We start from the raw sequence: 24,485 nt of genomic DNA, 5'->3' as shown, positions 1-24,485 counted from the left end.
CGGAAAGCGAAACGTCAAGTGCGAGTAGCGCAGTCCTGGCTGACGGAAATCCTGCAGCGCACCACCCCCGAGTGGTCGGTGACGCCGGACGAGCTCGACGCGGGTTTCGTCCGGGTCGGCCTGGAGGTCGAGGAGGTCGCCGCGCTCGAGCGGATCGGCGGCGACATCGAGCGCCCGCTGGTGGTGGGCCGGGTCGCCGAGATCACCGAGCTGACCGAGTTCAAGAAGCCGATCCGTTTCTGTAAGGTCGACGTCGGCAATCCGGAGCTCCAGGAGATCGTCTGCGGCGCAAGTAATTTCGCGGTCGGCGATCTGGTCGTGGTGATCCTGCCGGGTGGCGTGCTGCCCGGCGGCTTCAAGATCACCTCCCGGAAGACCTACGGGCACACCAGCAACGGCATGATCTGCTCGGTCGCCGAACTCGGCATCGGCAAGGACGCCAACGGCATCCTCGTGCTGCGCCCCGGTACCGCCGAACCCGGCGCCGACGCCAACGTGCTGCTGGGCCTGGACGACACCGTCATCGAGCTGGCCATCACCCCGGACCGCGGCTACGCCTTCTCCGTGCGCGGTCTCGCCCGGGAACTGGCCTGCGGATTCGATCTGGAGTACGGCGATCCCGCCGTGCGACTGCTGCCGGACTCCGAGGATCCGGCCTGGCCCGTCACGCTCGAGCCCGAGTCGCTGTGCACCCGTTTCGCGGTGCGCCGGGTGACCGGCGTCGACCCGAAGGCGTTGAGCCCGTGGTGGTTGCAGCGCCGGCTGCTGCTCTCGGGCGTGCGCCCGATCTCCCCGGCGGTCGACGTCACCAACTACGTCATGCTCGAACTGGGCCAGCCGCTGCACGCGTTCGACGCCGCCAAGGTGTCGGGCGGACTCGTGGTGCGCCGCGCCCGCACGGGCGAGACCCTGCGCACCCTGGACGGGGTCGAGCGCACCCTCGACGCCGAGGACGTGGTGATCGCCGACGAGTCCGGCGTCATCTCCCTCGCCGGGATCATGGGCGGCGCGAGCACCGAGGTCGGCGCGGAATCGGTCGACATCGTGCTCGAGGCCGCCACCTGGAACCCGATCGCCGTGGCCCGCACCGCGCGCCGGCACAAGCTGGGCTCGGAGGCGAGCCGCCGCTTCGAGCGCGTGGTCGACCCCGAGATCAACATCGTCGCGCTCGACCGCGCCGCCACCCTGCTCGCCGAGATCGCCGGTGGCACGGTCGAATCCGTGCTCACCGATGTGCGGGTGCCGGTTCCGGCCGCGCCGGTCATCACCATGGACATCGACCTGGCCGACCGCGTCGCGGGCGTGCACTACGAGCCGGGCGCGGCCCTGCGCCGCCTGCAGCAGGTGGGCTGCGCGGTCGAGGTCGGGGTCAGCGACGCCGGCCACCCGCAGCTGGCGGTGACCCCGCCGAGCTGGCGGCCCGACCTCACCCAGCCCGCCGACCTGGTGGAGGAGGTGCTGCGCCTGGAGGGCCTGGACAAGATCCCGTCGGTGCTGCCCGCCGCCCCGGCCGGTCGCGGCCTCACCGCCGAGCAGCGCCGCCGCCGCGCGGTGAGCCGGGCCCTCGCGTTCGAGGGCTGCGTCGAGGTGCCGCCGCCGGTCTTCATGTCCCGCGAGGTCTTCGACACCTGGGGGCTGCCGCAGGACGACGTGCGCCGCCGGACCCTGCGCGTACTCAACCCGCTGGACGCGGATCGGCCCGAGCTGGCCTCCACCCTGCTGCCCGGACTGCTGGAAGTGGCCGCCCGCAACATCTCTCGCGGTGAGCGCGACCTCGCCATCTACGGCATCGCACAGGTCGTGCGGGCCACGCCGAAGACCGCGCCGGTCGGACTGCTGCCGGTGGATCGGCGGCCGACCGAGGCCGAGATCGCCGTCCTCGAGGAGTCGCTGCCGCAGCAGCCGGTGCAGATCGCGGTGGTGCTGACCGGCCGCCGTGAGCCGAAGGGCCCGTGGGGTCAGGGCCGGGCCGTCGAGGCGAGCGACGCGTTCGCGCTGGTGGACGCCGTCGCCGACGCCGCCAACGTGGTCATCGAGCGCCGGGCCGCGGCGTACCTGCCCTGGCATCCGGGCCGCTGCGCGGAACTGCTCGTGGACGGCGTCGTGGTCGGTCACGCCGGCGAGCTGCATCCGGCGGTGCTCGAGCGTTCGGGCCTGCCGCCGCGCACCTGCGCCGTGGAGATCGACCTGGACGCCCTGCCGGTGCGCGAATTGCGCCCGGCCCCCGTGGTTTCCGCCTTCCCGGCGGTGCTGCAGGACGTGTCGGTGAGCGTCGCGAAGTCGGTTCCGGCCGCGTCGGTGGAGTCGGCGCTGCGCACCGGTGCGGGCGAGCTGCTCGAGAAGATCTCGCTCTTCGACGTGTACGAGGGCGCGCAGGCCGGTGAGGGCCGCAAGTCCCTGACCTACGCGCTGCGCTTCCGGGCCGGTGACCGGACCCTGACCGAGGACGAGGCCAGCGCGGCCCGCGACGCCGCGGTCGCCGCCGCGGCCGACGCGGTGGGCGCGGTGCTGCGCGGATAGCGTGCCGCGCGGATAGTTCGAACCCGGGCGATGGCCCGTCGCGAGCGCCTTCGGGTGTCGCGGCGGGCCATCACCGTTCCGCGAGGTAGGAAGAGACATGCGACATCCGGCGACCCCCGTGCTCAACGCGCTGACCTATCACCCCGACCGGCGGGTGCTCCTGACGCCCGAGCGGTTCGGGCTGGCGTACGAGGACCTGTACCTGCCGACCGCGGACGGGGAGACGGTCAACGCCTGGTTCGTGCGCGCGGCCGGAGAACCGCTGGGGCACCTGCTGTTCGCGCACGGCAACGCGGGCAACATCGGAGATCGGTCACCGATCCTGGCGCTGTTGTCGGCGGCGGGGTTCGACGTGCTGGTGTTCGACTATCGCGGATTCGGGCGCAGCACCGGACGGCCCGGGGAACGGGGCACGTACCTCGACGCCCGCGCCGCCCGCGAAGCACTGCTGGACCGGCCGGGCGTCGATCCCGAAAGGGTTGTGTACCTGGGGAAGTCGCTCGGTGGGGGAGTGCTCCTGGAGTTGGCCACGGCCCATCAGCCCGCCGCCATGGTGCTGATGTCCACCTTCACCGGGCTGCGCGACGCCGCCGGGGCGGTGTACCCGTTCCTGCCGAAGATGTTCGTGCCCAACGCCTATCCCAGCATCGAGCGCATCCGCCGCCTGCGCTGTCCGGTGCTGGTCATGCACGGCGACGCCGATGACCTGCTGCCGGTGCGGATGGGGCACGCGCTGTACGCCGCGGCCCCGGAACCCAAGGAGCTCATCATCTATCCGGGCGGCGGCCACAACGACCTGGTCGCGATTCCCGGCTGGTCGGGAGCGTTGGCGCGGTGGGTGCGCGCGACGCTCGGTGTGGCGTAACGGTGTGTGAAGTTTAGGGTCGGTTCATCGGTGCCCGGCATGACACCGCGCCGGGGATCGCGCCCGAAAAGCACGCTGCCGCACTGAATCCCGCGCGATCAGAGTGTCGGTTCAGTGGTGGGCGGGATCCACGATCGGCAGCAGATAACGCCGGGCGAACTCCGTGATCTGTTCGCGGCTGTCCAGCGCGATCGTGGCGTGCGGCAGCAGGATCAGCGAATGCACCAGGCGGCACACGATTTCCGCGCGCGTGGTCAGATCGTCGGCGGGGGCGAGCAGTCCGCGTTCCACCGCGTTCTCCAGCAGCGCGGCGGTGGCGCTCACGGCGAGGGTGAACACCTCGCTGCCCTCGACGCTGAGCTTGGTCAGCACGCGTTCGGGTTCGAGGGCGAGCATGCGGGTGGCCACCGGGTGTTCGCGCCAGTGCGTCAGCACCCCGAGGAACAGCTCGACGAGCATCCCGTCGAGGGTGTCGTGGAGTTCGGGGATCCGCGCCAGGTCGGTGAGCACCAGGCCCACCTCGCGATTGAACACCGCCTGCACGAGGTCGTCGCGCGAGCCGATGCGGCGGTAGACCGTCACCCGATCGACGCCAGCTTCGCGGGCGACGTCCTCCAGGGTCGTCTTCTTGACCCCGACGCGTTCGAATTGGCGCAGCGCGGCGTCCAGGATCAGGGTCCGGTCATCGTCCGTAATGCGGCTCGCGGGGGTGTTCGAGGCGTTCGGCACGGTTCAACGCTAGCAAAACCGGGGCGAACTGCAACAATTTGAGGCGATCTGTTGCTGCAACATTGCAATAGAAATTGTTGCACTGTACGGTTCGATGCATGGTCGATCAGGACGGCGCGACGAGGCGCCAGTACCGCGACGAAGCACACGCCATCGCCCCGCGAGACGTGCACTTCGACTTCGAATCCGTTCCCATGCACTACATTCCGGGCGAGGCCCTGGCCACGCACATCGTCAATGTGATGCACCTGGTGCTGCCGGAAGGGGAGCGCGCCATGGCCGCCGCGCTCGCCGAAGCACTGCCGTACATCGACGACGAGCGCTTGCGGGAGGAGGTCACCGGGTTCGTCGGCCAGGAATCCATGCACGCCAGCTCGCACGAGGCCGCGCGCAATCACCTACGTGACATCGGCCTCGACGTCGATACCTACGTCGACGCCATCGCCTGGCTGGTGGACCGGATTCTCGGCGACCACGGACTCGCCGGGCGGGCCAAGCAGGAATGGCTCAAGGAACGGCTCGGGCTGTTCGCCGGCATGGAGCACTACACCGCCGTGCTCGGCGAATGGCTCCTGGAAGCCGACATCCTCGAGGCCAAGGGCATGCACCCGGCCATGCTCGATCTGGTGCGCTGGCACGGCGCGGAAGAGGTCGAGCACCGCAGCGTCGTCTACGACGCCTTCATGCACGTGGACGGGAGTTACGCGCGCAAGGCGCGCACCGCCGTCCTTGCCAGCGCGACCCTGCTGCCGCTGTTCATCGTCTCCGCGGGCTACCTGTACCGCAAGGACCCGACCCCGGACAAGGGCCGCTCCTGGGCCCGGCAGTTCCTCGACGCCACCAAGCGCGGCGTAATCCCCAGCTGGACAGTCTTCTTCACCGAGCTGCCCCGCTACCTCCGCCCCGGCTTCCACCCCTCGCAGCTGGGCCCGATGGACAACGCGCTGCGCTACCTCGCCCACTCGCCCGCGGCCCGGGCGGCCCGGTGATGGCGGGCGCACCCGCGGAGCACGGACTCGACGGTGCGGCCGGGACGGGCGCGAGCGGCGTCGCGACACCGCGAGGCGGTCGCGTGGATGCGATGCGGGGCAGGACCGCGGTCGGTCCCCACGTTCCTGCCGCGGACGGAAGTTGCGGGGCGGCGACGCCGGGTGCGAGCCGTTCTGCGGCGCCTGCCGGATCCGGGACGGCGGCGCCGAGAACGACGGGTCCGGGGGCCGGGCTCCGGCTGCTCGGCTCGGTGATGGACGCGTACCTGAAGGTCTTCGTCTCCGGCCCCGCCGCCCCCGTGCTCTCGCGCCCGAATCCGGTGCGGCGCGGCGGATTCGACCTGGACATGGTCGTCGGCGCGCGCACGATCGAGGCGGACGGGGTGGTGAGCCTGTCGCTCTACGCCGCCGATCGGCGGCCGCTGCCGAGCTGGCGGCCCGGCGCGCACCTGGATGTCTTCCTGCCCTCGGGCAAGCAGCGGCAGTACTCGCTGTGCGGTGATCCGGCCGACCGCTACCGGTATCGCATCGCGGTCCGGCGGATTCCGGACGGCAGCGGCTCGGCCGAGATCCACGACGCGCTGTGGGTGGGGGACCGGCTGCGAATTCGCGGGCCGCGCAACGCCTTCACGCTCGTGGACGCGCCGTCCTACCTGTTCCTGGCGGGCGGTATCGGTATCACTCCGATCCTGCCGATGGCGCTCGCGGCCGGATCGCGCGGCCGCCTGATCTATACCGGGCGCTCGCTCGACTCCATGCCGTTCCGGGATGTCGTCCCGGACGCGCTGGTGCTCGCGGACGAGGAACACGGTCCGCCGAATGTGGCCGAGCTGATCGCCACGGCCGCGCCGGGGGCGGCCGTGTACGTGTGCGGACCGCCGCCCATGCTGGCCGCCGCCCAGGCGTGCATGTTCGAGCTCAATCCCACCGGTTCGCTGCACACCGAACGCTTTTCGGCGCTCCCGGTGGTCGGCGGCCGGGAATTCGATCTCACCCTGCAGCGCAGCGGGCGGACCCTGCGGGTGGGCGCGGACGAGACCGCGCTGAGCGCGGTCCGGCGGCAGCTGCCCGATGTGGCCTACTCCTGCCAGCAGGGCTTCTGCGGCTCGTGCGAGGTCGGCGTGCTCGCCGGGGCGATCGATCATCGCGATCGGCTGCTCCCGGAATCGGCACGGGCGCGGCGCATGCTGCTGTGCGTCTCGCGCGCGGCCGGCGACGAACTGGTGGTCGATCTGTGAGCGAAGGGAACTCCAAGGCGATGACCTCCACGGTCGAACACACGCCCATCGTCATCATCGGCGCCGGCTTCGGCGGCATCGGGCTGTCGATCAAGCTGCGCGAGGCGGGATTCGAGGATCTGGTGATCCTCGAGCGGGCCGACGACCTCGGCGGCACCTGGCAGGCCAACACCTACCCGGGCGCGGCCTGCGACGTGCCGTCGCACCTGTACAGCTACTCGTTCGCGCCGAACCCGAAGTGGTCGCGCACCTACGGGCAGCAGCGCGAGATCCTGGCGTACCTGCGGGCGGTGGCGACCGAGCACGATGTGCTGCGGCACATGCGCTTCGGCGTCGAGCTGCTGCACGCGCGCTGGGACGAGGACGAGTGCCGCTGGCACCTGGCCACCAGTTACGGCCCGCTCACCGCGGACTTCCTGCTCTCGGCCACCGGCATCTTCGCCGAGGCCAAGTATCCCGCGCTGCCGGGCCTGGAGACGTTCGAGGGCAAGGCTTTCCACTCCCTGCACTGGGATCACGACCACGACCTGACCGGCGAGCGGGTCGCGGTCATCGGCACCGGCGCGTCCGCGGTGCAGTTCGTGCCGGAGATCCAGCCCCGCGTGCGCGAGCTGCTGCTGTTCCAGCGGTCCGCGCCCTGGATCGTGCCGCGCATGGACCGGCACACCTCGGGCCTCGAGCGCCTGCTGCTCGAGCGTGTTCCGCTGGCCCAGCGCCTGATTCGCGGTGGGTTCTATTCCGCCATCGAGACCTTCGGGCTCATCTCACTGGTCGATCAGCGGTTCCGTCATCCCTACGAGGCGCTGGGCCGCTGGCAGCTGCAACGCCAGGTCCGCGATCGGGCCCTGCGCGCGAAACTGCTGCCCGACTATGTCATCGGCTGCAAGCGCGCCATCTTCTCCGACGCCTACTTCCCGGCCCTGGATCAGCCCAACGTGGAGGTGATCACCACCGGCATCGCCGAGGTGCGCCCGCACTCCATCGTGCTGCGCGACGGCACCGAACACGAGGTCGACACCATCGTGTTCGGCACCGGATTCACCTCCATCCCCACCGCGTACGACAGCTACATCGGAACCGACGGCCGCAGCCTGGCCCAGCTCTACGACAAGCAGCCGCAGAGCTACCTGGGTGTGGCGGTCGCCGGATTCCCGAACTTCTTCTGCACGCTCGGCCCGTTCGGGGCGGCGGGCAACCAGTCCGCCATCTTCATGATCGAGTCCCAGATCGCCTACATCGTCGACGCTCTGAAGCAGTTGCGCGCCAACGGAGCCCGTCGCGTGGAGGTCCGTCCCCGGGTGCAGCAGGCGTTCCTGGCGGAGATGGCGCGCCGCAGCACCGCCACGGTCTGGCTCACCGGCGGCTGCCAGAGCTACTACACCACCGCCGACGGACTCAATGCCGGGCTCTACCCCAACTGGAGCTTCCAATATCGTCGTCGCACAGCCGCATTCGACAGTGAATCCTACGAGGTGAGCACGTGATGTTGTCATTGCTGGGACTGCTGTCCCCCAATTCGCCCGCCGCGAATCGGGTCAACGGGCAGACGGTGCTCATCACCGGGGCGGGGCAGGGCATCGGGCACGACCTGGCCCTGCTGCTGCACGAGCGCGGCGCGCGCGTGGTGCTGGTGGACATCGACCGGCACGCGGTCGACGCCATGGCGCACCGGCTCGGTAAGCGCGCCCTGGCGGTCGCTGCCGACGTGGTGGATCGAGATGCCATGCGCCAGGCCGTGATTCGCGCCGTAGATCACTTCGGCACCCTGGACGTGGTGGTCGCCAACGCCGGCGTGGTGCCGCGCCCGGCCACCCTGCGCACCATGGACGGCGCGGAATTCGATCGGGTGCTCGGGGTGAATCTCACCGGTGTGTTCAACACCGTGCGCCCGGCGCTGGACCACATCGTGAACGCGCGCGGGCACGTGGTGGTGGTGTCCTCGTGCGCCGCCTTCGCCCCCGGCATGGCCGGCGCGCCGTACATGATCAGCAAGGCGGCGGTGGAGCAGCTCGGGCGGGCGCTGCGGGTCGAACTCGCGCCCTTCGGCGCGACCGCGGGCATCGCCTACTTCGGCATCGTGCAGACCGAGATGACCCGGGCCACCCTCGATCGCGACGAACTCGGCGCCGAGCTGGACGATCTGCTGCCCTGGCCGCTGAGCGTGCGGATCAGCTCCGAACGCGCGGCCGAGATCATCGCCGACGGCATCGAGCGCCGGGCCCCGCGCACCATCGCGCCGCTGGGCTGGATGCCGTACGCGATGCTGCGCGGCCTGGTGAACGTGGCCCTGGATCGGGCGCTGACCGCCGATCCCCGGGTGCACGATCTGCTGCGCCGGGTCGAACAGCGCCGGGTGCGCTTCTGAGAGCCCCGCCGGGCCGCGAAACCGCAGGCCCGGCGGATTTCCGGCGAGTGCGCGGCCCGGCTGCGTAGCCTGGTCGATATGAGCGATTCCAGTAATCTGGCGGCGCAATTGACGGGTCTCAGCGATGCCGAGCTCGCGGCGGTGGTGGGCGCGGCCACCGACGGCCGGGCCGGGCTCGCCGAGCTGCACGCGGTGGCGATCGCGGTGGCCGCGACCGTCGGTCATGCGCCCGGCGTCACCGATGTGACTCCGGACACGGATCTGTCCTCGGACATCCCGCCATCGAGCGCGGGGCCCGCGGTACCGGATACATTCGGGCAGGTCGAACTGGGTGCGATGGTCACCGGCGGACCGGTACCGCCGACGGGTATGCCCAGCTCACCGGGGATCGGCGGATATACGAACAGTGGTGTCCCTACTTTCGAGTCAGTTCGGGATAAGGTCGAGCAGCGCTACGGCACCGCCCAGGGGATGAACGAACTCGATCGGCAGACACCGGTGGGCCGCAGCGTCGACGAACAGTGGGACGCGCGGGAGAAAGCCGCGCGGGAGCGTCTGGAACAGATTCGAAAGTCGGTGCACGGCAACGATTCCGACTGATTCCGGCCCTCCGCTTCGACACGATGGGTGGAATCGTATGACCGAGCCGCGCGAAATCGCCGAACGGCTGCTGGACCTGCAGGTGGACTTCATTGTCGCCGAGGTGACCGGGGACCGCTTCGCCGAGGTGATCGCCCGCGACGTGGAGGCGGTGATCGGCGTCGCCGACACCATCATCTTCCGCGACGTGGTCGAGGTCGAGCAGGCCAAGGAGACCGTCGGCAAGATCGTGGATCTGATCGGCGGCAGCCCCGTGCTCGGGGAGATGGTCGGGGCGCTGGCCCCCGCGCTGTACGACGACATCGCCGCGAACAACGACTACACCCTCGGTGACGTCGTCGACCGCGAGCCGGTCGAGGCGCTGCTGGAGAAGATCTTCGCCATGCACCAGGCCCAGGAGCGCATCCTGGAGCGGCTCACCGAGAGCCCGCTGGTCGCGACCGTCGCCTCCAAGTTCGTGGACAAGCTGATCTCGGACTTCATGGAGAGCAACCGGCAGATGGCGAACAAGATCCCGGGCCTGGGCTCGCTGGTCTCGTTCGGCACCTCCGCCGCCAAGTCCGCGGCCAAGGCCGCCGAGAAGGCCACCGGCGACGGCACCTTCCTCGGCGAGATGGCCGGTAAGGGCGCGCAATTCGCGCTCAAGCGGACCAACAACGCCATCCGCGAGATGCTGCGCGATGCGCCCGTGCACGACGCCGCGATGGAGTTCTGGGACCTGCACGCCGGCGAGCCGGTGAGCGGGCTGCGCGACTACCTCACGCAGCAGGATCTGAAGGACCTGGCGCTCATCATCTACCGCATCGCGCTCACCACCCGCGAGAAGGAGTACTTCGGCGTCCTTCTCGATCAGGGCGTCGAGGTCTTCTTCGAGAAGTACGGCGACCACACCCTGGCCGCGATCCTGCCCGAGCTGGGGCTGTCCGGCGACGACATCGCCGGCGAGATCCTGCGGTACGGGCCCGCCGTGGTCGACGCCGCCAAGCGGAACGGCGTGCTGGCCAAGCTCGTTCGCGAGCGGCTCGAGCCCTTCTTCCTCTCCGGTCAGGTCATCGGTGTCCTGACGGAGGCGACCAAGTAACCCTGAGCCGCCCCGGCAGCGCCGGGGCGGCCGACCCGCGGGAGGCGACCGATGGACCTGCCGATCACCGGAGAACAGCTACGGGTGCGGTCCTCGGGGCCGCACGTCATCGTGTTGACCGCGGGCGTGTACGAGATTCGCGTGGAGAGCGAGCTGGTGGTGCACCGCGCCGCCGGTTCGGTCTCGCATCGGCTCGCGGGGGAGACCCGGGTCGACGACCTCGCCGAGGCCGTGCACGGCGTGATCGTCACCGCCACCGTCGAATCCGACGGTGAGCTGCGGATCGACCTGGACACCGGGCATCGCCTGGTGGTCGAGCCCGACCGCTTCTTCGAAGCCTGGACCGTCACCGATCCGGGCCGCTATCTGGTGGTGTGTATGCCCGGCGGCGAACTCGCCGTCTGGCCGGGCGCCTGACCGGCCGCTGCTCCCCGGGTGCACCTCGGCGGCTCCGGAGCCGTACGCGTCGATCCGCGGTCGGTAGGGCGGCGTTGCACCACCGACCGCGGGTCGATACGCACGGCGGGCCATCCCGGCCCATCGTGTCGGATACCCCGCGGCACGAAACCGGCGCGCATCGTGATCGGCGATGCGCGCGGACCTTCGTGCCGTCCCCTCCGCCGGCATCCGGTGTCGCCGAACAGCACTGCACGGCTTGGAGAGCATCGCGATTTCACCGGCCCACCGTCAAGGCGAGGGCCTGTCCCAATTTGTCCCAGTCGCCCAGTTTGGCGTTGCTGCCCGGGGCGGGTAATGCGCGATCCGGAACCGCCGCGGACCGGGCGGTAGATTCTTCGTGGTCGTCGAGTTCTGGAGGTAGCGGGTATGGCCGAAGCACACCTGGCGATCGCCGGCTATCTGCGGGAATGCCGCGAGGCCGCGGGCCTGACCCGGGCCGAGCTGGCCAAGCGCGCGGGCGTGTCCGAGGCGCTGCTGCAGAAGCTGGAGCAGGGCACCCGCCCGCCCACCTCCACCGCGCTGGGCGCGCTCTTCGAAGCCCTGGACGTGCCGGTGCAGTATCGCGATCACGCCGCCAAGGTGCTGCAGCCCGAGCTCACCTCCCAGGTCGACAACGAGGGCACGCCCGACGCGGCCGAGCTGGCGTTCCTGCACAGCCTGCCGTACCCGGCCTGCTACCAGACCATGCCCGCGTTGGACGTGCTGGCCGCCAACGACGCCTACCGCCGCGCCTTCCCGGGCCTGGATCCCGGCGCCAACGTCATGGCGTGGATGCTGCTGGACCCGCGGGCGCGCGAGGTCATCGCCGACTGGGCCCGCGAAACCCATCTCATCGTGCGCGCCTTCCGGTTCACGGCGCCCGGGCTGCTGTCGCCGGAACGGATCGAGGAGCTCACGCGAGCGTTCCGGGAGCAATGCCCGGAGTGGGATTACTTCTGGGGCACCGACATTCCGGTGAGCGATATCCCGCGCCGCCCGATCCTGGTCCGCTCACCCGACACCGGCGACTGGGTGCGGATGTCCATCCACATCTTCCGCTTCGAGCTGCCCCGGCGGCACTGGTGCATCTATTCGCTCGTGCCGACCCCGGACGAGGAGTAGCGGCCGCGCTCAGTTCACGCAGGGGATGCCGTCACCGATCGTCGTGGTGACCGGTTTGCCCGCGTCGGGGGTGTCCGAGGTCGTGGTGGTGGACTTCGTGGTCGTGGGGGCGGTGCTCGTCGTGCCGGAGCCGGTCGTGTCCGCCGCCGGGTCCAGGGCCTCGGGGACTTCGAAATCGGCGCCGATCACCAGCTTCACGTGGCCCGGGGCGACGCTGTCCGAAGCGGAAGCGGTTACCCCGCTGAGCATTCGGGCCAGCTGTTCGGCGTCGGTCTGCGCGCCCACGCCGTACAGCACGGCGGTGGAGGTGCCGTCCGCGTAGTCCGCTGTGGAGACCTCACCGGTCGGAAACCCCTTGGCCCCCAGGCTCTTGGAGATCTGCGCGGCCAGTCCGCGGGTGGTGCTCGCGTTGACCACGTCCAGGGTGCTCACCGGCATCGTGGTCGGCGCGCTGACCACCGGCGGCTCTTCCACGCCGAACGCGGCCCGCACCTGTTTGCGAATGGCGACCGGGTCGACGATGTTCACGTCCTGGCCGTTGATGTTGTCGTAGCGCAGCACGGGCAGGGTGTTGAACTCCACGGTGGGCGAGCCCGCCCGGCCCAGGGTGGTGATGAACTCGGTCAGGCTCCAGCCGTCCGAGAGCACCACGTCCCGGTGCGCCACGTCCATCAGGGCCTTGAGCTTGCCCGGATTGGTCAGTGTGCCTTTGGATTTCAGCGAATTGGCCACCGAGGTGAGGAAGGCCTGCTGCCGGTGCGTGCGATCGAGATCGCCGTTCTCGAGGCCGTGCCGCTGGCGGACGAAGGCCAGTGCCTGCCCGGCGTCCAGGTGCTGGCGCCCGGCGGGGAACACCGCGCCGGAGTAGTAGCTGTCGTCGACCGCCTTGTTCAGGCACACGTCCACCCCGCCGAGCGCGTCGGCCAGGTGGTAGAAACCGGCCAGCGACACCTCGGCGAAGCGATTGATCGGCACGCCGGTCAGCGCCTTGACCGTCTGCACGATCGAGGCCCGCCCGGCCTCGCGGCCCTCGCGCTCGAGCTCGACCTTGTCGGTCATGCCCTGCGCCTTCAGCTTCTCCTCCACCGCGTACTTCTTGAGGCCGTACGCCTCCTTGATCTTGACGTTGGTGTAGCCGGGGATGCCGCTCACCGCCACGTAGTCGTCGCGCGGGATGGAGAACGCGGTGATCGTGCGCATATCCTTCGGAATATGCACCAGGATGAGTGAATTGGCGTTGTAGCCGCCCTCCGAGCCGTCGCCCGCGTGCAGTTCGTCGAGGATCGCCTTCGGCAGGTCGTTGCCGTCCAAGTCCTTACGGGTGTCCAGGCCGATCAGCAGGATGTTGATGTCGCCGTCCAGACTGCGATCCTCCTCGGGGATCACATCGGACCGGGCGAAGCCGCCTTCGAGGCTGTTCTCCCCGTACCAGCCGGCCCCGGTGATGCCCATCACCAGCACCGCCGCGAGCGCGGCCAAGACCCGCCCGGCCGTCCGTAGCCCGCGTCCCGCGCCGGCCCCGCGGTGCGTGGCGGGGCGGGCATGGCGGGAGCGCCGGGATTCGGAGCGCCGGGGGGCGCGGCGGCGGGATTCGGCGGCGGGCCGGGCGCGCGAGTCGGGGCGGACGGCCGGGATGGGGGCGGTGTCGTCGTCGTACATGGCCCCATCGAGTGTGCCGGAACGTGCGGAAACTGTCAGAATCCGGGGTGAATCGGGCACGGAATGGCACCCCGACTGTGAATGAGCTTGCACAGTCGTGCATAATCATCACATGGCGGATACCTCTGGTGGGCCCACGGTGCGGGTCGCGGTCGCTGGTGCGAGTGGGTACGCGGGCGGTGAGGTCCTGCGACTGCTGCTCGGTCACCCGGCCTACCGCGCCGGACGACTCGAGATCGGCGCGCTGACCGCCGGATCCAACGCGGGCACCGCGCTCGGCGAACTGCAGCCGCATCTGCTGCCCCTGGCCGATCGAATCCTGGGACCGACCACGGTCGACGAGCTCGCCGGCCACGACGTGGTGTTCCTCGGCCTGCCGCACGGGCAGTCCGCCGCGATCGCGCAGGCCCTGCCCGAATCCACCGTCATCATCGACTGCGGCGCGGACTTCCGGCTCACCGACGGCGCGGCCTGGGAGAAGTACTACGGCACCCCCCACGCCGGCACCTGGCCCTACGGCCTGCCCGAACTCCCCGGCGGTCGCGACGCGCTGCGCGGCGCCACCCGCATCGCGGTCCCGGGCTGCTATCCGACCGTCGCCAGCCTCGCGCTGGCCCCGGCGATCGCCGCCGGGATCATCGAACCCACCGTGAATGTGGTTGCGGTGAGCGGAACCTCGGGCGCGGGCCGCAAACTCGACGTGGGCCTGCTCGGCTCGGAGGTGATGGGCTCGCTGCGCGCGTACGGCATCGCCGGCGCGCACCGGCACACCCCGGAGATCGTGCAGAACCTGACGGCCGCGGGCGGACAGGACGTGGCGGTGTCCTTCACCCCCGTGCTGGCCCCGCTGCCGCGCGGCATCCTGGCCACCTGCACCGCGCCGATCCGCGTGGACGCCGCCGCGGCGCGCGCGGTGTACGAGAAGGCCTACGCGGATGAGCCTTTCGTGCATCTGCTGCCCGAAGGCGTACTGCCGCAGACCGGTTCGGTGCTCGGCTCCAACGCCGTCACCCTGCAGGTCGCGGTGGACGAGGCCGCGGGACTGCTGGTGGTCATCGCCGCCATCGACAACCTGGCCAAGGGCACCGCGGGCGCGGCCGTCCAATCCATGAATCTGGCTCTCGGAATCGACGAGACCGCAGGACTTTCCACCGTAGGAGTGGCACCGTGACATCGAGCAACGACGGCAAGCTGGTCCGGACCCAGGGCGTCACCGCGCCGCTGGGCTTCCGCGCGGCGGGCATCACGGCGGGAATCAAGGTCAGCGGCAAACCGGATCTGGCGCTGGTGTTCAGCGAAGGACCCGAGTACGCCGCGGCGGGCGTGTTCACCCGCAACAAGGTCAAGGCCGCGCCGGTGCTGTGGTCGCAGCAGGTGCTGCGCGACGGTCACCTGCGCGCGGTCATCCTGAATTCCGGTGGGGCCAACGCCTGTACGGGCCCGGGCGGATTCCAGGACACCCACGCCACCGCCGAGGAACTCGCGAAAGCCCTGAGCAACTGGGGAACCGAGACCGGCGCGGGCGAGATCGCGGTCTGCTCCACGGGTCTCATCGGCGACCGGCTGCCCATGGACAAGCTCATCCCCGCGGTCACCGAGATCGTGCACGAGATGGGCGGCGGCCTGCAGGGCGGCGCGGAGGCCGCGCGCGCCATCATGACCACCGACACCGTGCCGAAGGAAGCCGCCTTCCACCACACCGACAAGTGGAACGTGGGCGGTATGGCCAAGGGTGCGGGCATGCTCGCGCCGTCGCTGGCCACCATGCTCGTGGTGCTCACCACCGACGCGGTCGCCACCCCCGAACAACTCGACAGCGCGCTGCGCAACGCCACCCGCCTGAGCTTCGACCGCCTGGACGTGGACGGCTCCTGCTCCACCAACGACACCGTGCTGCTGCTGGCCAACGGCGCCAGCGGCGTCGCCCCGTCGCAGGCGGAGCTGGACGCTGCCGTGCTCGCGGTCTGCGACGATCTGGCCGAACAGCTCATGGCCGACGCCGAGGGCGTCACCAAGCGCGTGCACATCACCGTCACCGGCGCGATCAGCGAGGACGAGGCGCTCGTCGGCGCGCGCGTCATCGCCCGCGACAGCCTGGTCAAGACCGCGTTCTTCGGCTCGGACCCGAACTGGGGCCGCGTGCTGGCCACCATCGGCATCGCGCCCATCGAGCTCGACGCCGACAGGATCTCGGTGTCGTTCAACGGAAAGCCGGTGTGCGTCAACGGTATGGGCGCACCGGGCGCCCGCGAGGTGGACCTGTCCGGTCCCGACATCACCGTGCTGGTCGACCTCGGCCTCGGCGACGGCACCGCCACCATCCGCACCACCGACCTGTCCATCGGGTACGTGGTGGAGAACTCGGCGTACAGCTCATGACCGCGGCGCACGAACAACTCTCGGCGCTGGACAAGGCGCACGTACTGGCGGACGCGCTGCCCTGGCTGCAGCGCTTCCGGGACAAGGTCGTGGTCGTCAAGTACGGCGGCAACGCCATGATCGACGACGAGCTGAAGCGGGCGTTCGCCGCCGACATGGCGTTCCTGCGCACCGTCGGCGTACACCCGGTCGTGGTGCACGGCGGCGGGCCGCAGATCAGCGCCATGCTGAAAAGGCTGGGGCTGCAGGGGGAATTCCGCGGCGGGTTCCGCGTCACCACGCCCGAGGTCATGGACGTGGTCCGCATGGTGCTGTTCGGCCAGGTCGGGCGCGAGCTGGTCGGGCTGATCAACGCGCACGGGCCCTACGCGGTCGGCATCTCCGGTGAGGACGCCGGACTGTTCACCGCCACCCGGCGCACCGTGGACGTGGACGGCGAGGCCACCGACATCGGCCTGGTCGGCGACGTCACCGAGGTGAACCCGGACGCGGTGCTGGATCTCATTGCCGCGGGCCGCATTCCGGTGGTCTCCACCATCGCACCCGACGCGGACGGCGTGGTGCACAACATCAACGCCGACACCGCCGCGGCCGCTCTCGCCCAGGGGATCGGCGCGGAGAAACTCGTCATCCTCACCGATGTCGAAGGGCTGTACACCAATTGGCCCGACCGTTCCTCGCTGACCACTCGCATCGACACCGGCGAGCTCGCCAAGTTGCTGCCGAGCCTGGATGCGGGCATGGTCCCCAAGATGGAAGCCTGCCTGCGCGCGGTCGAGGCCGGGGTGCCCACCGCGCACGTGATCGACGGGCGCGTACCGCATTCGGTGTTGCTGGAGCTGTTCACCGGCGAGGGCATCGGCACGATGGTCACGCCCGCTGAGGGAAGTTCGAACGGAGTGAACCCATGAGCACAGCCGGGATTCAGCATCGGTGGAACGCCGCGCTGATGAACAACTACGGCACCCCGAAGGTCGCGCTGGTGCGCGGCGCGGGTGCGGTCGTCTACGACGCCGACGGCAAGCGCTACCTGGATTTCCTCGGCGGCATCGCGGTCAACAGCCTCGGGCACGCGCATCCGGCCATCCTGGCCGCAGTCACCGCCCAGCTCGGGACCCTCGGGCACGTGTCGAACCTGTACGCCAGCGAACCGGCGATCGAACTGGCCGAGCGGCTGCTGGCGCACTTCGGCGACGGGCAGGGCAAGGCGTTCTTCTGCAACTCGGGCACCGAGGCCAACGAGGCCGCGTTCAAGATGGCGCGCCTGACCGGCAAGACCAAGATCGTGGCCTGCGAGGAGGCGTTCCACGGGCGGACCATGGGCGCGCTCGCGCTCACCGGGCAGCCCGCCAAGCGCACGCCGTTCGAGCCCATGCCCGCCGGGGTCGTGCACGTGCCCTTCGGTGACGCCGCCGCGCTGGCCGCCGCCGTCGACGATCAGACCGCCGCGGTGTTCCTCGAACCCATCCTGGGCGAGAGCGGCGTCGTGGTGCCGCCCGCGGACTACCTGGCCCAGGCCCGCGCGATCACCAAAGAGCATGGGGCGCTGCTGATCCTGGACGAGGTGCAGACCGGTATCGGACGCACCGGCGCGTTCTACGCCCATCAGGCCGCGGGCATCGTGCCCGATGTCATCACCCTGGCCAAGGGCCTGGGCGGCGGGCTGCCCATCGGCGCGGTGCTCGCGCAGGGGCCGGCCGCGGAGCTGTTGCAGCCGGGTATGCACGGCACCACCTTCGGCGGCAATCCCGTCTGTGCCGCCGCGGCGCTGGCGGTCCTGCGCACCATCGACGAAGAAGGTCTGCTCGCGCACGTGGAGACCGTGGGCAAGATCCTCGTCGATGGAATCGACGCGCTGGACCATCCGCTGGTCGACCACGTGCGGGGCGCCGGTCTGCTCATCGGGATCCAGCTCACCGCCGATATCTCCGCGCAGGTGGACGAGGCGGCGCGGGAGTCCGGCTACCTGCTCAATCCCGCCAAGCCCAACGTGATCCGGCTGGCGCCGCCGCTGGTGCTCACCGAAACCCAGGCCGACAACTTCCTGTCCGACCTCCCCGGCATCCTCGATGCCGCGCAGACCAAGGCCGAGAAGGAGAACAACCGGTGACGATCCGGCATTTTCTGCGCGATGACGATGTGAGCCCGGCCGAACAGGCCGAGATCCTCTCTATCGCAGCCGAACTCAAGAAGGCTCCGCTCTCCGCCCGGCCCCTGGAGGGTCCGCGCGGGGTGGCGGTCATGTTCGAGAAGAACTCCACGCGTACGCGTTTCTCCTTCGAGATGGGCATCGCCCAGCTCGGCGGGCACGCGGTGGTCGTGGACGGGCGCGACACCCAGCTCGGGCGCGAGGAGACCCTCGCCGATACCGGGCGGGTGCTCTCGCGGTACGTGGACGCCATCGTGTGGCGTACCTTCGGGCAGGACCGGCTCGACGAGATGGCCGGTGCGGCAACGGTTCCCGTGGTCAACGCCCTGTCGAACGAATTCCATCCGTGCCAGGTGCTCGCGGATCTGCAGACCCTGCGCGAGCGCAAGGGCGATCTGGCCGGGCGCAATCTGACGTTCCTGGGCGACGGCGCGAACAACATGTCGCACTCGCTGCTGCTGGGCGGCGTCACCGCCGGGCTGAACGTGACCATCGCCGCCCCCGCGGGTTTCGAGCCGTTCGGCTGGATCGTGGAGCTGGCGCAGAAGCGGGCCGCCGAAACCGGTGCGAAGATCACCTTCACCAACGACCCGCTCGCGGCGGCCGAGGGCGCGGACGCGCTGGTGACCGACACCTGGATGTCCATGGGCCAGGAGGGCGACGGCCGCGACCGCGTCGCGCCGTTCCGCCCCTTCCAGGTCAACGACGAATTGCTGGCGCGCGCGGCCTCGGATGTGACCGTGCTGCACTGTCTTCCGGCGCATCGCGGCGAGGAGATCACCGACGAGGTGCTCGACGGTCCGCACAGCGCGGTGTGGGACGAGGCCGAGAACCGCCTGCACGCGCAGAAGGCACTCCTGGTCTGGTTGCTGGCCAAGCACGGTGTCGCGTGACGACCGAGCGCCGCTCGACCGCCCCGGCCGGCAGATCGGGTGCGGCGATCGCCCGCACCCGCGCCGGCCGGCAGGCCCGGATCATCGCGATCCTGTCCCAGCACGAGGTGCGCAGCCAGTCCGAGCTCGCGGCGCTGCTCTCGGGCGAGGGCATCGACACCACGCAGGCCACGCTCTCGCGTGACCTGGACGAACTCGGCGCGGTGAAACTCCGGGCCGCCGACGGCGGGGCGGGCGTCTACGTCGTGCCCGAGGACGGCAGCCCCGTGCGCGGGGTCACCGGCGGCACCGAGCGCCTGTCCAAGCTGCTCGGCGATCTGCTGGTGTCCACCGACGCCAGCGGCAACATCGCGGTCCTGCGGACTCCGCCGGGCGCGGCGCATTTCCTGGCCAGCGCGCTGGACCGTGCCGCGCTGCCCGAGATCGTCGGCACGATCGCCGGTGACGACACCATCGCCGTCATCGCCCGAGAACCCATGACCGGCGCCGAATTGGCCGCCAAGATAGAGCAACTCGCGTAACGGCACCCGATCCCCGGATCGGCCGCTCGATTCGCCGCCCCGGGCCCGCGACCCCCGAAAAGGCAGCGTACGCATGGAGACGAGCCCCACCCCCGACTCCACCCTGGGCACCGCCCTGACCCGCTCGCACCACCCCGCCACCCGCCTGTCCTCGATCCCCGCCCTGGCGGCCCACATTCACCTCGCGGCCGCCCGCCGCCGCCTGGAAGAGCTCCTGGACGACTTCTCGATCCCCGTCCAGGCCGACGCCGCCCTGGCCCTGGTCCGCCACGGCGGCGCCCCCGGCCGCGCCGCGGTCCAGGCGACGGTCCAGCGCCGCCTGGTGGACCCGGACATCACCTACGTCGCCTACGCCCTCGAATCTCGCTGCCCGGCAACGGCTCCCGGCTCCCGCGAACCGTCGCGCTGACCCGCCGCCCGTTCCGCCGGGCGAGAAGCACGGTCGAGCGACCACCCCGTTGTGACCGCACAGGTCGACGCGAGGCGGAGGCCCTGGTCCTCGAGGGAGGCCGGGCCCGGCTGTCCGGGCCGCGGCAGCCGTCGCGCTACTTCATGAGGCGGAGCAGGCCGAGCTCGGGGTGGAGGGCGCCGTCCTGGGCGAGGGCGTGGAAATCGGCTTCGACGGCGTCGCGGGAGAGGGCTCCGGCGCGGACCGCCGCGTAGCGGACGTAGGACCAGAGGAAGACGTCCAGGTTGTCGAAGCGGGTCTCGGCCTCGATCACCTCCTCCTCGTGGAACCACACGGCCACCTGGCCGTTCGTCAGCACCACGTACAGGTTGCCGCCGCCGTCCGCGCCGATCGGGTACACGTCCTCGTCGCTCAGTTCGGTGCTGTAGTCCGAATCCAGGATGGTGCAGTCGTTCTCGGCGAACTCGAAACCGTAGGACCAGTCGTACATGTCGAGGAACTGGGGGAGACGGCCGGAGCGGACGCGGTCGTCGAGGGCGCCGAGAGCGGCGGCGTCCGCGGGCGCGAGCCGGTCGAGAAACGCCGCGACCGGGCGGGTTTCGTCCGGAATGTCGACGAGTGGGGCGTCGGGGAACCAGCGGGCGAGATCGGTGTCGAGGGCGCGGTCGGTATAGCCGATCAGATCGGCGGCAGAGAGTGGCACGGCGGGATTGTAGGGGCCGCGGGCGACAAGTCGGCGGGCAGCCGGAATCGGTTCGACGCCGCAAGCGCCCGGCGCCGTAAGTCTTTCGTGGATGACGCCCGCGGCCGCGCCGAGCCCGAGCCCGACTTCCGAGGGACGGGTCGGCGTCGGGGTGGCGTGGGCCGGGGGCCGATCCGCTGTGTCGTGAACCGGCCGGGGCGTCAGCTGACCAGGCAGGCGCTGCCGAGGTTGGTGCCGGTGCCGACTTCGAGTGTGGCCCACTGGGATCCGTTGTAGGACCACGCCTGGACGTAGTGGGTGCCGGTGGACGACGGGGTCCAGGTCGAGGCGCCCGTGCCGGTGGCGTCCAGGACCAGTTGCTGGGGGGCGAAGCTCGAGGCGGCGCTGTCGTAGAGCCAGACGTTCTCGTTCGCGCTGCCCTTGATGGTGACCTGGTAGGGGCAGCCGGTGCCGTACTTGCCGCCGCCGGTGGAGCTTACGGTCACGCTGGTGACGTAGGCCGAGGCGTGCGGTGCGGTGCACAGCAGCGCCGCGGCGGACGCGGTGAGCGCGGTGGCGGCGAACGCCGACTGCCTAAGTGTGAACATTGCCGATCATCTCCCTGTGGACAGGCGTACGGGCGCGCGGCGAACGCGCGTGCCCACCAGTGTCGGTGTTTGCGGAATGCGACACGCCAGCATTTCGAACGCCGGTGAGTACTCGATGGCGCGCCGCCCGGGCCGAACCACCGCGGTCCGGGACGTGCCCGAACCGTGGAGCCGATCATGTCCGGTGTGTGACCATGACGGCGTGCCCGATTGGACTTATCACCCGCTGCGACCGGTGGCGAACGCGGTGGCGGGGGAGCGGCGTACCCAACGAGCCGCCCTGCGGTTCCTGGCGGCGTTGATCGCGCTGCCCGGCGGAGCGCGCGCGATCCCGCGGGTGTTCGGGCATGCCCACGCCCCGCCGGAGTGGGACGGGCGGCTGGGAGCCGCGGTGCCGGTATCGGTGGCGCGGGAGGCCGTGCCGGTGCTGGCCGTTCAAGGCGCGAGCGTGATCGAGATCGGTCCGGTGGCGGCCGGTGACGTCGACGCGGTGCGGGCGGCGGCGCGGGGGCGGCGCTGCCGGGTCGTCGCGCGGGTGACGGACGCGGCGGTGTGCGAAGCGCTGGCGGGCTCGGTCGATGAGATCGTCCTCGAGCATCGCGGAGCCGCCCGGGCCATCGACGTCCCGGATGGTCCGGCGCCGGACCCGGCCGGGGGCAGCGCGTGGGGCGGGGAGATCGAGTCCGGTCCGGGACGGAGATATGTCGACGACCCCGATGTCGCGCAAGTAGTTGCGGCGCTGCGGGATTCGAACGACGTGATCCTGGCCACCCCCGCCCTGCTGATCGCGGCGGGGCCGAACTGGTTCAACCGGGTCATCGACGCCGCTGTCGAGACCGTACCGCCGCCGGCGCTGCGCGACGTGCCCCCGGATCCGCGGCGCTGGCCGGGCTGGTTCTGGGGAACACTGGTCGGACTGGGCATGGTGGCGGGCGGGCTCGGGGCCGCGCTGATCACCATCGGGCCGGTGCTGCTCTGGTACGACCGCGACTACCTCGGGACGGACGTCGAGGGCCTGCACCGGATCAACCACCACCTGGTGCACTTCCTGCAGCACGACCGAATCACCATGGCTGGCAACATGATCGCCATCGGATCGCTGTACATCGGGCTGGCCTGGGGCGGGATGCGGCGGGGCCGGGTGTGGGCGCGCGACGCGCTGCTGCTGTCGGGGCTGGTCGGGTTCCCGACGCTGTTCTATTTCCTCGGAACGGGTTTCGTCGAACCCCTGCACGTAGCCGTTGCCGCGCTGCTGTTTCCGATGTTCGTGCTCGCGGTCCGCGAGCGGCCCGGCCCGCCGAGCTGGGAGCCGGTGCCCGACGGCCCCGAACCGCTGCGGCTGCGCGCCCTGCTCGGCCAGCTGATCATGATCGCCACCGGCATCGGCGTGATCTTCGGCGGCATCGTCATCTCCTACGTGGGCCTCACCGACGTGTTCGTCCCCACCGATCTGGCCTTCCTCGACACCGACGCCGCCACCCTGCGCGCCGCCAACCCGAAGCTGCTGCCCTTCATCGCCCACGATCGCGCGGGCTTCGGCGGCGCGCTCATCGCCACCGGCGTCGCCATCACGCTGATCGGCCTGTGGGGCTGGCGGCGCGGGGAACGCTGGGTGTGGTGGGCGCTGGCGGGCGCGGCGTTCGCGGGCTCGGCGAGCGCGCTGATCATCCACTTCCTCATTCACTACACCGCGTTCATCCACCTGCTGCCGGTGTATATCGGCACCGCGCTGCTGGTCTCCGCACTGGTCCTGGCCAGGCCGTTCCTGTTTGGCCACCCCCGGTTATGAATGGGCTTGCATCATCATGCATAATCATTTGTAGGACGACGGAGCGGGCACGCGGCGCGTGAACATACCGAGCTCGCCCGCACTGCCCCGCAGCGGGCGCGACCGACCTACACGTACTAATCGAGGAGCACACGGACTATGACCAAGCGCGTCGTACTCGCCTACTCCGGCGGGCTGGACACCTCAGTCGCCATCAGCTGGATCGGTAAGGAGACCGGCGCCGAGGTCGTCGCCGTCGCCATCGATCTCGGCCAGGGCGGCGAGGACATGAACGATGTGCGCCAGCGCGCGCTCGACTGCGGCGCGGTCGAGTCCATCGTGGTGGACGCGCGCGACGAGTTCGCCAACGAGTACTGCCTGCCGACCATCCAGTCGAACGCGCTGTACATGGGCCGCTACCCGCTCGTCTCGGCCATCTCCCGGCCGCTGATCGTCAAGCACCTCGTCGAGGCCGCCGAGTACCACGGCGCCGACACCGTCTCGCACGGCTGCACCGGCAAGGGCAACGACCAGGTCCGCTTCGAGGTCGGCATCGGCGCCCTCGCGCCCGACCTGAAGGTCATCGCGCCGGTCCGCGACTACGCCTGGACCCGCGAGAAGGCCATCGAGTTCGCCGGCGAGAACAACCTGCCGATCAACGTCTCCAAGAAGTCGCCGTTCTCGGTCGACCAGAACCTGTGGGGCCGCGCGGTCGAGACCGGCTTCCTCGAGGATCTGTGGAACGCCCCGACCAAGGACGTCTACGACTACACCGTGGACCCGACCGTCAACTTCGAGGCGCCCGACGAGCTCATCATCACCTTCGACAAGGGTGTCCCGGTCGCCATCGACGGCCGCCCGGTGTCGATGTACGAGGCCATCCTGGAACTGAACCAGCGCGCCGGCCGGCAGGGCGTGGGCCGTCTCGACATGGTCGAGGACCGTCTGGTCGGCATCAAGAGCCGCGAGATCTACGAGGCGCCCGGCGCCATCGCGCTCATCACCGCGCACCAGGAGCTCGAAGCGGTCACCATCGAGCGCGAGCTGGGCCGCTACAAGCGTCAGGTCGAGCAGCGCTGGGGCGAGCTGGTGTACGACGGCCTGTGGTTCTCCCCGCTCAAGCGCGCGCTGGACGCGTTCGTGCAGGACACCCAGCAGCACGTCTCCGGCGAGGTCCGCATGGTCCTGCACGGCGGCAACGTGGTCGTGAACGGCCGCCGCTCGGACGAGTCGCTGTACGACTTCAACCTGGCCACCTACGACGCGGGCGACACCTTCGACCAGTCGCTGGCCAAGGGCTTCGTGCAGATCCACGGCCTGTCCTCGAAGGTCGCGGCCCGTCGCGATCTGAGCAGCAAGAAGTAACACCCCGCACCACATACGCATCACCTGCGCTCGGCGTCCTACCCATCGCGATCACCGCGGGTAGGACGCCGATAGTGTGCATACCGGACCCACCCCGAGGACAGG

23 protein-coding genes are annotated in these 24,485 nt (G+C 70.3%); 19 read left to right on the top strand and 4 right to left on the bottom strand.

All coding sequences use genetic code 11. The features are described from left to right. Nucleotides 1–18 precede the first annotated feature (18 nt). Nucleotides 19–2,520, top strand: a complete 2,502-nt coding sequence (gene pheT / locus ACWDOP_RS15790) for a phenylalanine--tRNA ligase subunit beta (RefSeq protein ID WP_456345655.1) — start codon at nt 19–21, stop codon at nt 2,518–2,520. A 97-nt stretch (nt 2,521–2,617) separates the two neighbouring features. Further along, nucleotides 2,618–3,385 carry an alpha/beta hydrolase gene (locus ACWDOP_RS15785; RefSeq protein ID WP_456345654.1) on the top strand — a complete coding sequence of 256 codons (768 nt, stop codon included), beginning with the start codon at nt 2,618–2,620 and terminating at the stop codon, nt 3,383–3,385. Nucleotides 3,386–3,496: 111 nt separating this feature from the next. On the opposite strand, the gene ACWDOP_RS15780 is transcribed toward ACWDOP_RS15785, so the two are convergent. Next, nucleotides 3,497–4,114: a TetR/AcrR family transcriptional regulator gene (locus ACWDOP_RS15780; RefSeq protein WP_456345653.1), complete on the bottom strand. Its 618-nt coding sequence runs from the start codon at nt 4,112–4,114 to the stop codon at nt 3,497–3,499. Between the two features lie 98 nt (nt 4,115–4,212). On the opposite strand from ACWDOP_RS15780, the gene ACWDOP_RS15775 reads away from it, so the two are divergent. The 8 genes from ACWDOP_RS15775 (at nt 4,213) to ACWDOP_RS15740 (ending at nt 11,947) form a co-directional block, all read left to right on the top strand. Beyond that, the gene (locus ACWDOP_RS15775) at nt 4,213–5,103 is read left to right on the top strand and encodes a metal-dependent hydrolase (protein WP_454203842.1); all 891 of its coding nucleotides are present in this window, start codon (nt 4,213–4,215) and stop codon (nt 5,101–5,103) included. A gap of 254 nt (nt 5,104–5,357) precedes the next feature. Then, nucleotides 5,358–6,341, top strand: a complete 984-nt coding sequence (locus ACWDOP_RS15770) for a PDR/VanB family oxidoreductase (RefSeq protein WP_456345652.1) — start codon at nt 5,358–5,360, stop codon at nt 6,339–6,341. Further along, nucleotides 6,338–7,825 carry a flavin-containing monooxygenase gene (locus tag ACWDOP_RS15765; protein ID WP_456345651.1) on the top strand — a complete coding sequence of 496 codons (1,488 nt, stop codon included), beginning with the start codon at nt 6,338–6,340 and terminating at the stop codon, nt 7,823–7,825. The genes ACWDOP_RS15770 and ACWDOP_RS15765 overlap by 4 nt, the downstream gene beginning before the upstream one ends. Next, entirely contained in the window at nt 7,825–8,706 is an 882-nt protein-coding gene (locus tag ACWDOP_RS15760; RefSeq protein WP_456345650.1) for a short-chain dehydrogenase/reductase, read from the top strand. The genes ACWDOP_RS15765 and ACWDOP_RS15760 overlap by 1 nt, the downstream gene beginning before the upstream one ends. A 78-nt stretch (nt 8,707–8,784) precedes the next feature. After that, complete coding sequence (locus tag ACWDOP_RS15755; protein ID WP_456345649.1) at nt 8,785–9,306, top strand: PspA/IM30 family protein; 522 nt, start codon at nt 8,785–8,787, stop codon at nt 9,304–9,306. A gap of 37 nt (nt 9,307–9,343) precedes the next feature. Further along, entirely contained in the window at nt 9,344–10,387 is a 1,044-nt protein-coding gene (locus tag ACWDOP_RS15750) for a hypothetical protein (protein WP_456345648.1), read from the top strand. A gap of 51 nt (nt 10,388–10,438) precedes the next feature. Continuing rightward, the gene (locus ACWDOP_RS15745; protein ID WP_454203847.1) at nt 10,439–10,804 is read left to right on the top strand and encodes a DUF6188 family protein; all 366 of its coding nucleotides are present in this window, start codon (nt 10,439–10,441) and stop codon (nt 10,802–10,804) included. 408 nt (nt 10,805–11,212) lie between these two features. Beyond that, nucleotides 11,213–11,947 carry an MmyB family transcriptional regulator gene (locus tag ACWDOP_RS15740; protein WP_456345647.1) on the top strand — a complete coding sequence of 245 codons (735 nt, stop codon included), beginning with the start codon at nt 11,213–11,215 and terminating at the stop codon, nt 11,945–11,947. Nucleotides 11,948–11,956: 9 nt separating this feature from the next. On the opposite strand, the gene ACWDOP_RS15735 is transcribed toward ACWDOP_RS15740, so the two are convergent. After that, entirely contained in the window at nt 11,957–13,606 is a 1,650-nt protein-coding gene (locus tag ACWDOP_RS15735; protein WP_456345646.1) for an LCP family protein, read from the bottom strand. Nucleotides 13,607–13,718: 112 nt separating this feature from the next. Between ACWDOP_RS15735 and argC the strand changes: the two genes are divergently transcribed. The 7 genes from argC (at nt 13,719) to ACWDOP_RS15700 (ending at nt 19,957) form a co-directional block, all read left to right on the top strand. Further along, a complete protein-coding gene (gene argC, locus ACWDOP_RS15730; RefSeq protein WP_454203850.1) occupies nt 13,719–14,777 on the top strand; it encodes an N-acetyl-gamma-glutamyl-phosphate reductase in 1,059 nt (352 codons plus the stop codon). Beyond that, nucleotides 14,774–15,985 carry a bifunctional glutamate N-acetyltransferase/amino-acid acetyltransferase ArgJ gene (argJ, locus tag ACWDOP_RS15725; RefSeq protein WP_456345645.1) on the top strand — a complete coding sequence of 404 codons (1,212 nt, stop codon included), beginning with the start codon at nt 14,774–14,776 and terminating at the stop codon, nt 15,983–15,985. The genes argC and argJ overlap by 4 nt, the downstream gene beginning before the upstream one ends. Next, nucleotides 15,982–16,896 carry an acetylglutamate kinase gene (gene argB / locus ACWDOP_RS15720; RefSeq protein WP_456345644.1) on the top strand — a complete coding sequence of 305 codons (915 nt, stop codon included), beginning with the start codon at nt 15,982–15,984 and terminating at the stop codon, nt 16,894–16,896. The genes argJ and argB overlap by 4 nt, the downstream gene beginning before the upstream one ends. Further along, nucleotides 16,893–18,095 (top strand): acetylornithine transaminase, encoded by a 1,203-nt coding sequence (locus ACWDOP_RS15715; RefSeq protein ID WP_454203853.1) that lies wholly within the window; start codon nt 16,893–16,895, stop codon nt 18,093–18,095. The genes argB and ACWDOP_RS15715 overlap by 4 nt, the downstream gene beginning before the upstream one ends. Beyond that, nucleotides 18,092–19,027 (top strand): ornithine carbamoyltransferase, encoded by a 936-nt coding sequence (gene argF, locus ACWDOP_RS15710; RefSeq protein ID WP_456345643.1) that lies wholly within the window; start codon nt 18,092–18,094, stop codon nt 19,025–19,027. Before ACWDOP_RS15715 ends, argF begins: the two co-directional genes overlap by 4 nt. Beyond that, nucleotides 19,024–19,548: an arginine repressor gene (locus tag ACWDOP_RS15705; protein ID WP_454203855.1), complete on the top strand. Its 525-nt coding sequence runs from the start codon at nt 19,024–19,026 to the stop codon at nt 19,546–19,548. The genes argF and ACWDOP_RS15705 overlap by 4 nt, the downstream gene beginning before the upstream one ends. 73 nt (nt 19,549–19,621) lie before the next feature. Further along, entirely contained in the window at nt 19,622–19,957 is a 336-nt protein-coding gene (locus tag ACWDOP_RS15700; protein ID WP_454203856.1) for a hypothetical protein, read from the top strand. A gap of 136 nt (nt 19,958–20,093) precedes the next feature. On the opposite strand, the gene ACWDOP_RS15695 is transcribed toward ACWDOP_RS15700, so the two are convergent. Together ACWDOP_RS15695 and ACWDOP_RS15690 are read right to left on the bottom strand one after the other, a co-directional pair. Further along, complete coding sequence (locus ACWDOP_RS15695) at nt 20,094–20,660, bottom strand: hypothetical protein (RefSeq protein ID WP_456345642.1); 567 nt, start codon at nt 20,658–20,660, stop codon at nt 20,094–20,096. 200 nt (nt 20,661–20,860) lie between these two features. After that, a complete protein-coding gene (locus tag ACWDOP_RS15690; RefSeq protein WP_456345641.1) occupies nt 20,861–21,247 on the bottom strand; it encodes a hypothetical protein in 387 nt (128 codons plus the stop codon). 202 nt (nt 21,248–21,449) lie between these two features. Here ACWDOP_RS15690 and ACWDOP_RS15685 point away from each other — a divergent pair, with 202 nt between their 5' ends. Then, a complete protein-coding gene (locus tag ACWDOP_RS15685; RefSeq protein ID WP_456345640.1) occupies nt 21,450–23,036 on the top strand; it encodes a hypothetical protein in 1,587 nt (528 codons plus the stop codon). A gap of 138 nt (nt 23,037–23,174) precedes the next feature. After that, a complete protein-coding gene (locus ACWDOP_RS15680; RefSeq protein ID WP_379008843.1) occupies nt 23,175–24,380 on the top strand; it encodes an argininosuccinate synthase in 1,206 nt (401 codons plus the stop codon). Nucleotides 24,381–24,485: the final 105 nt, after the last annotated feature.

This window comes from Nocardia sp. NPDC003693 (assembly GCF_053981095.1).
The sequence above is the reverse complement of the archived record's forward strand: the minus strand, read 5'-3'. Positions and strand labels throughout refer to the sequence as shown.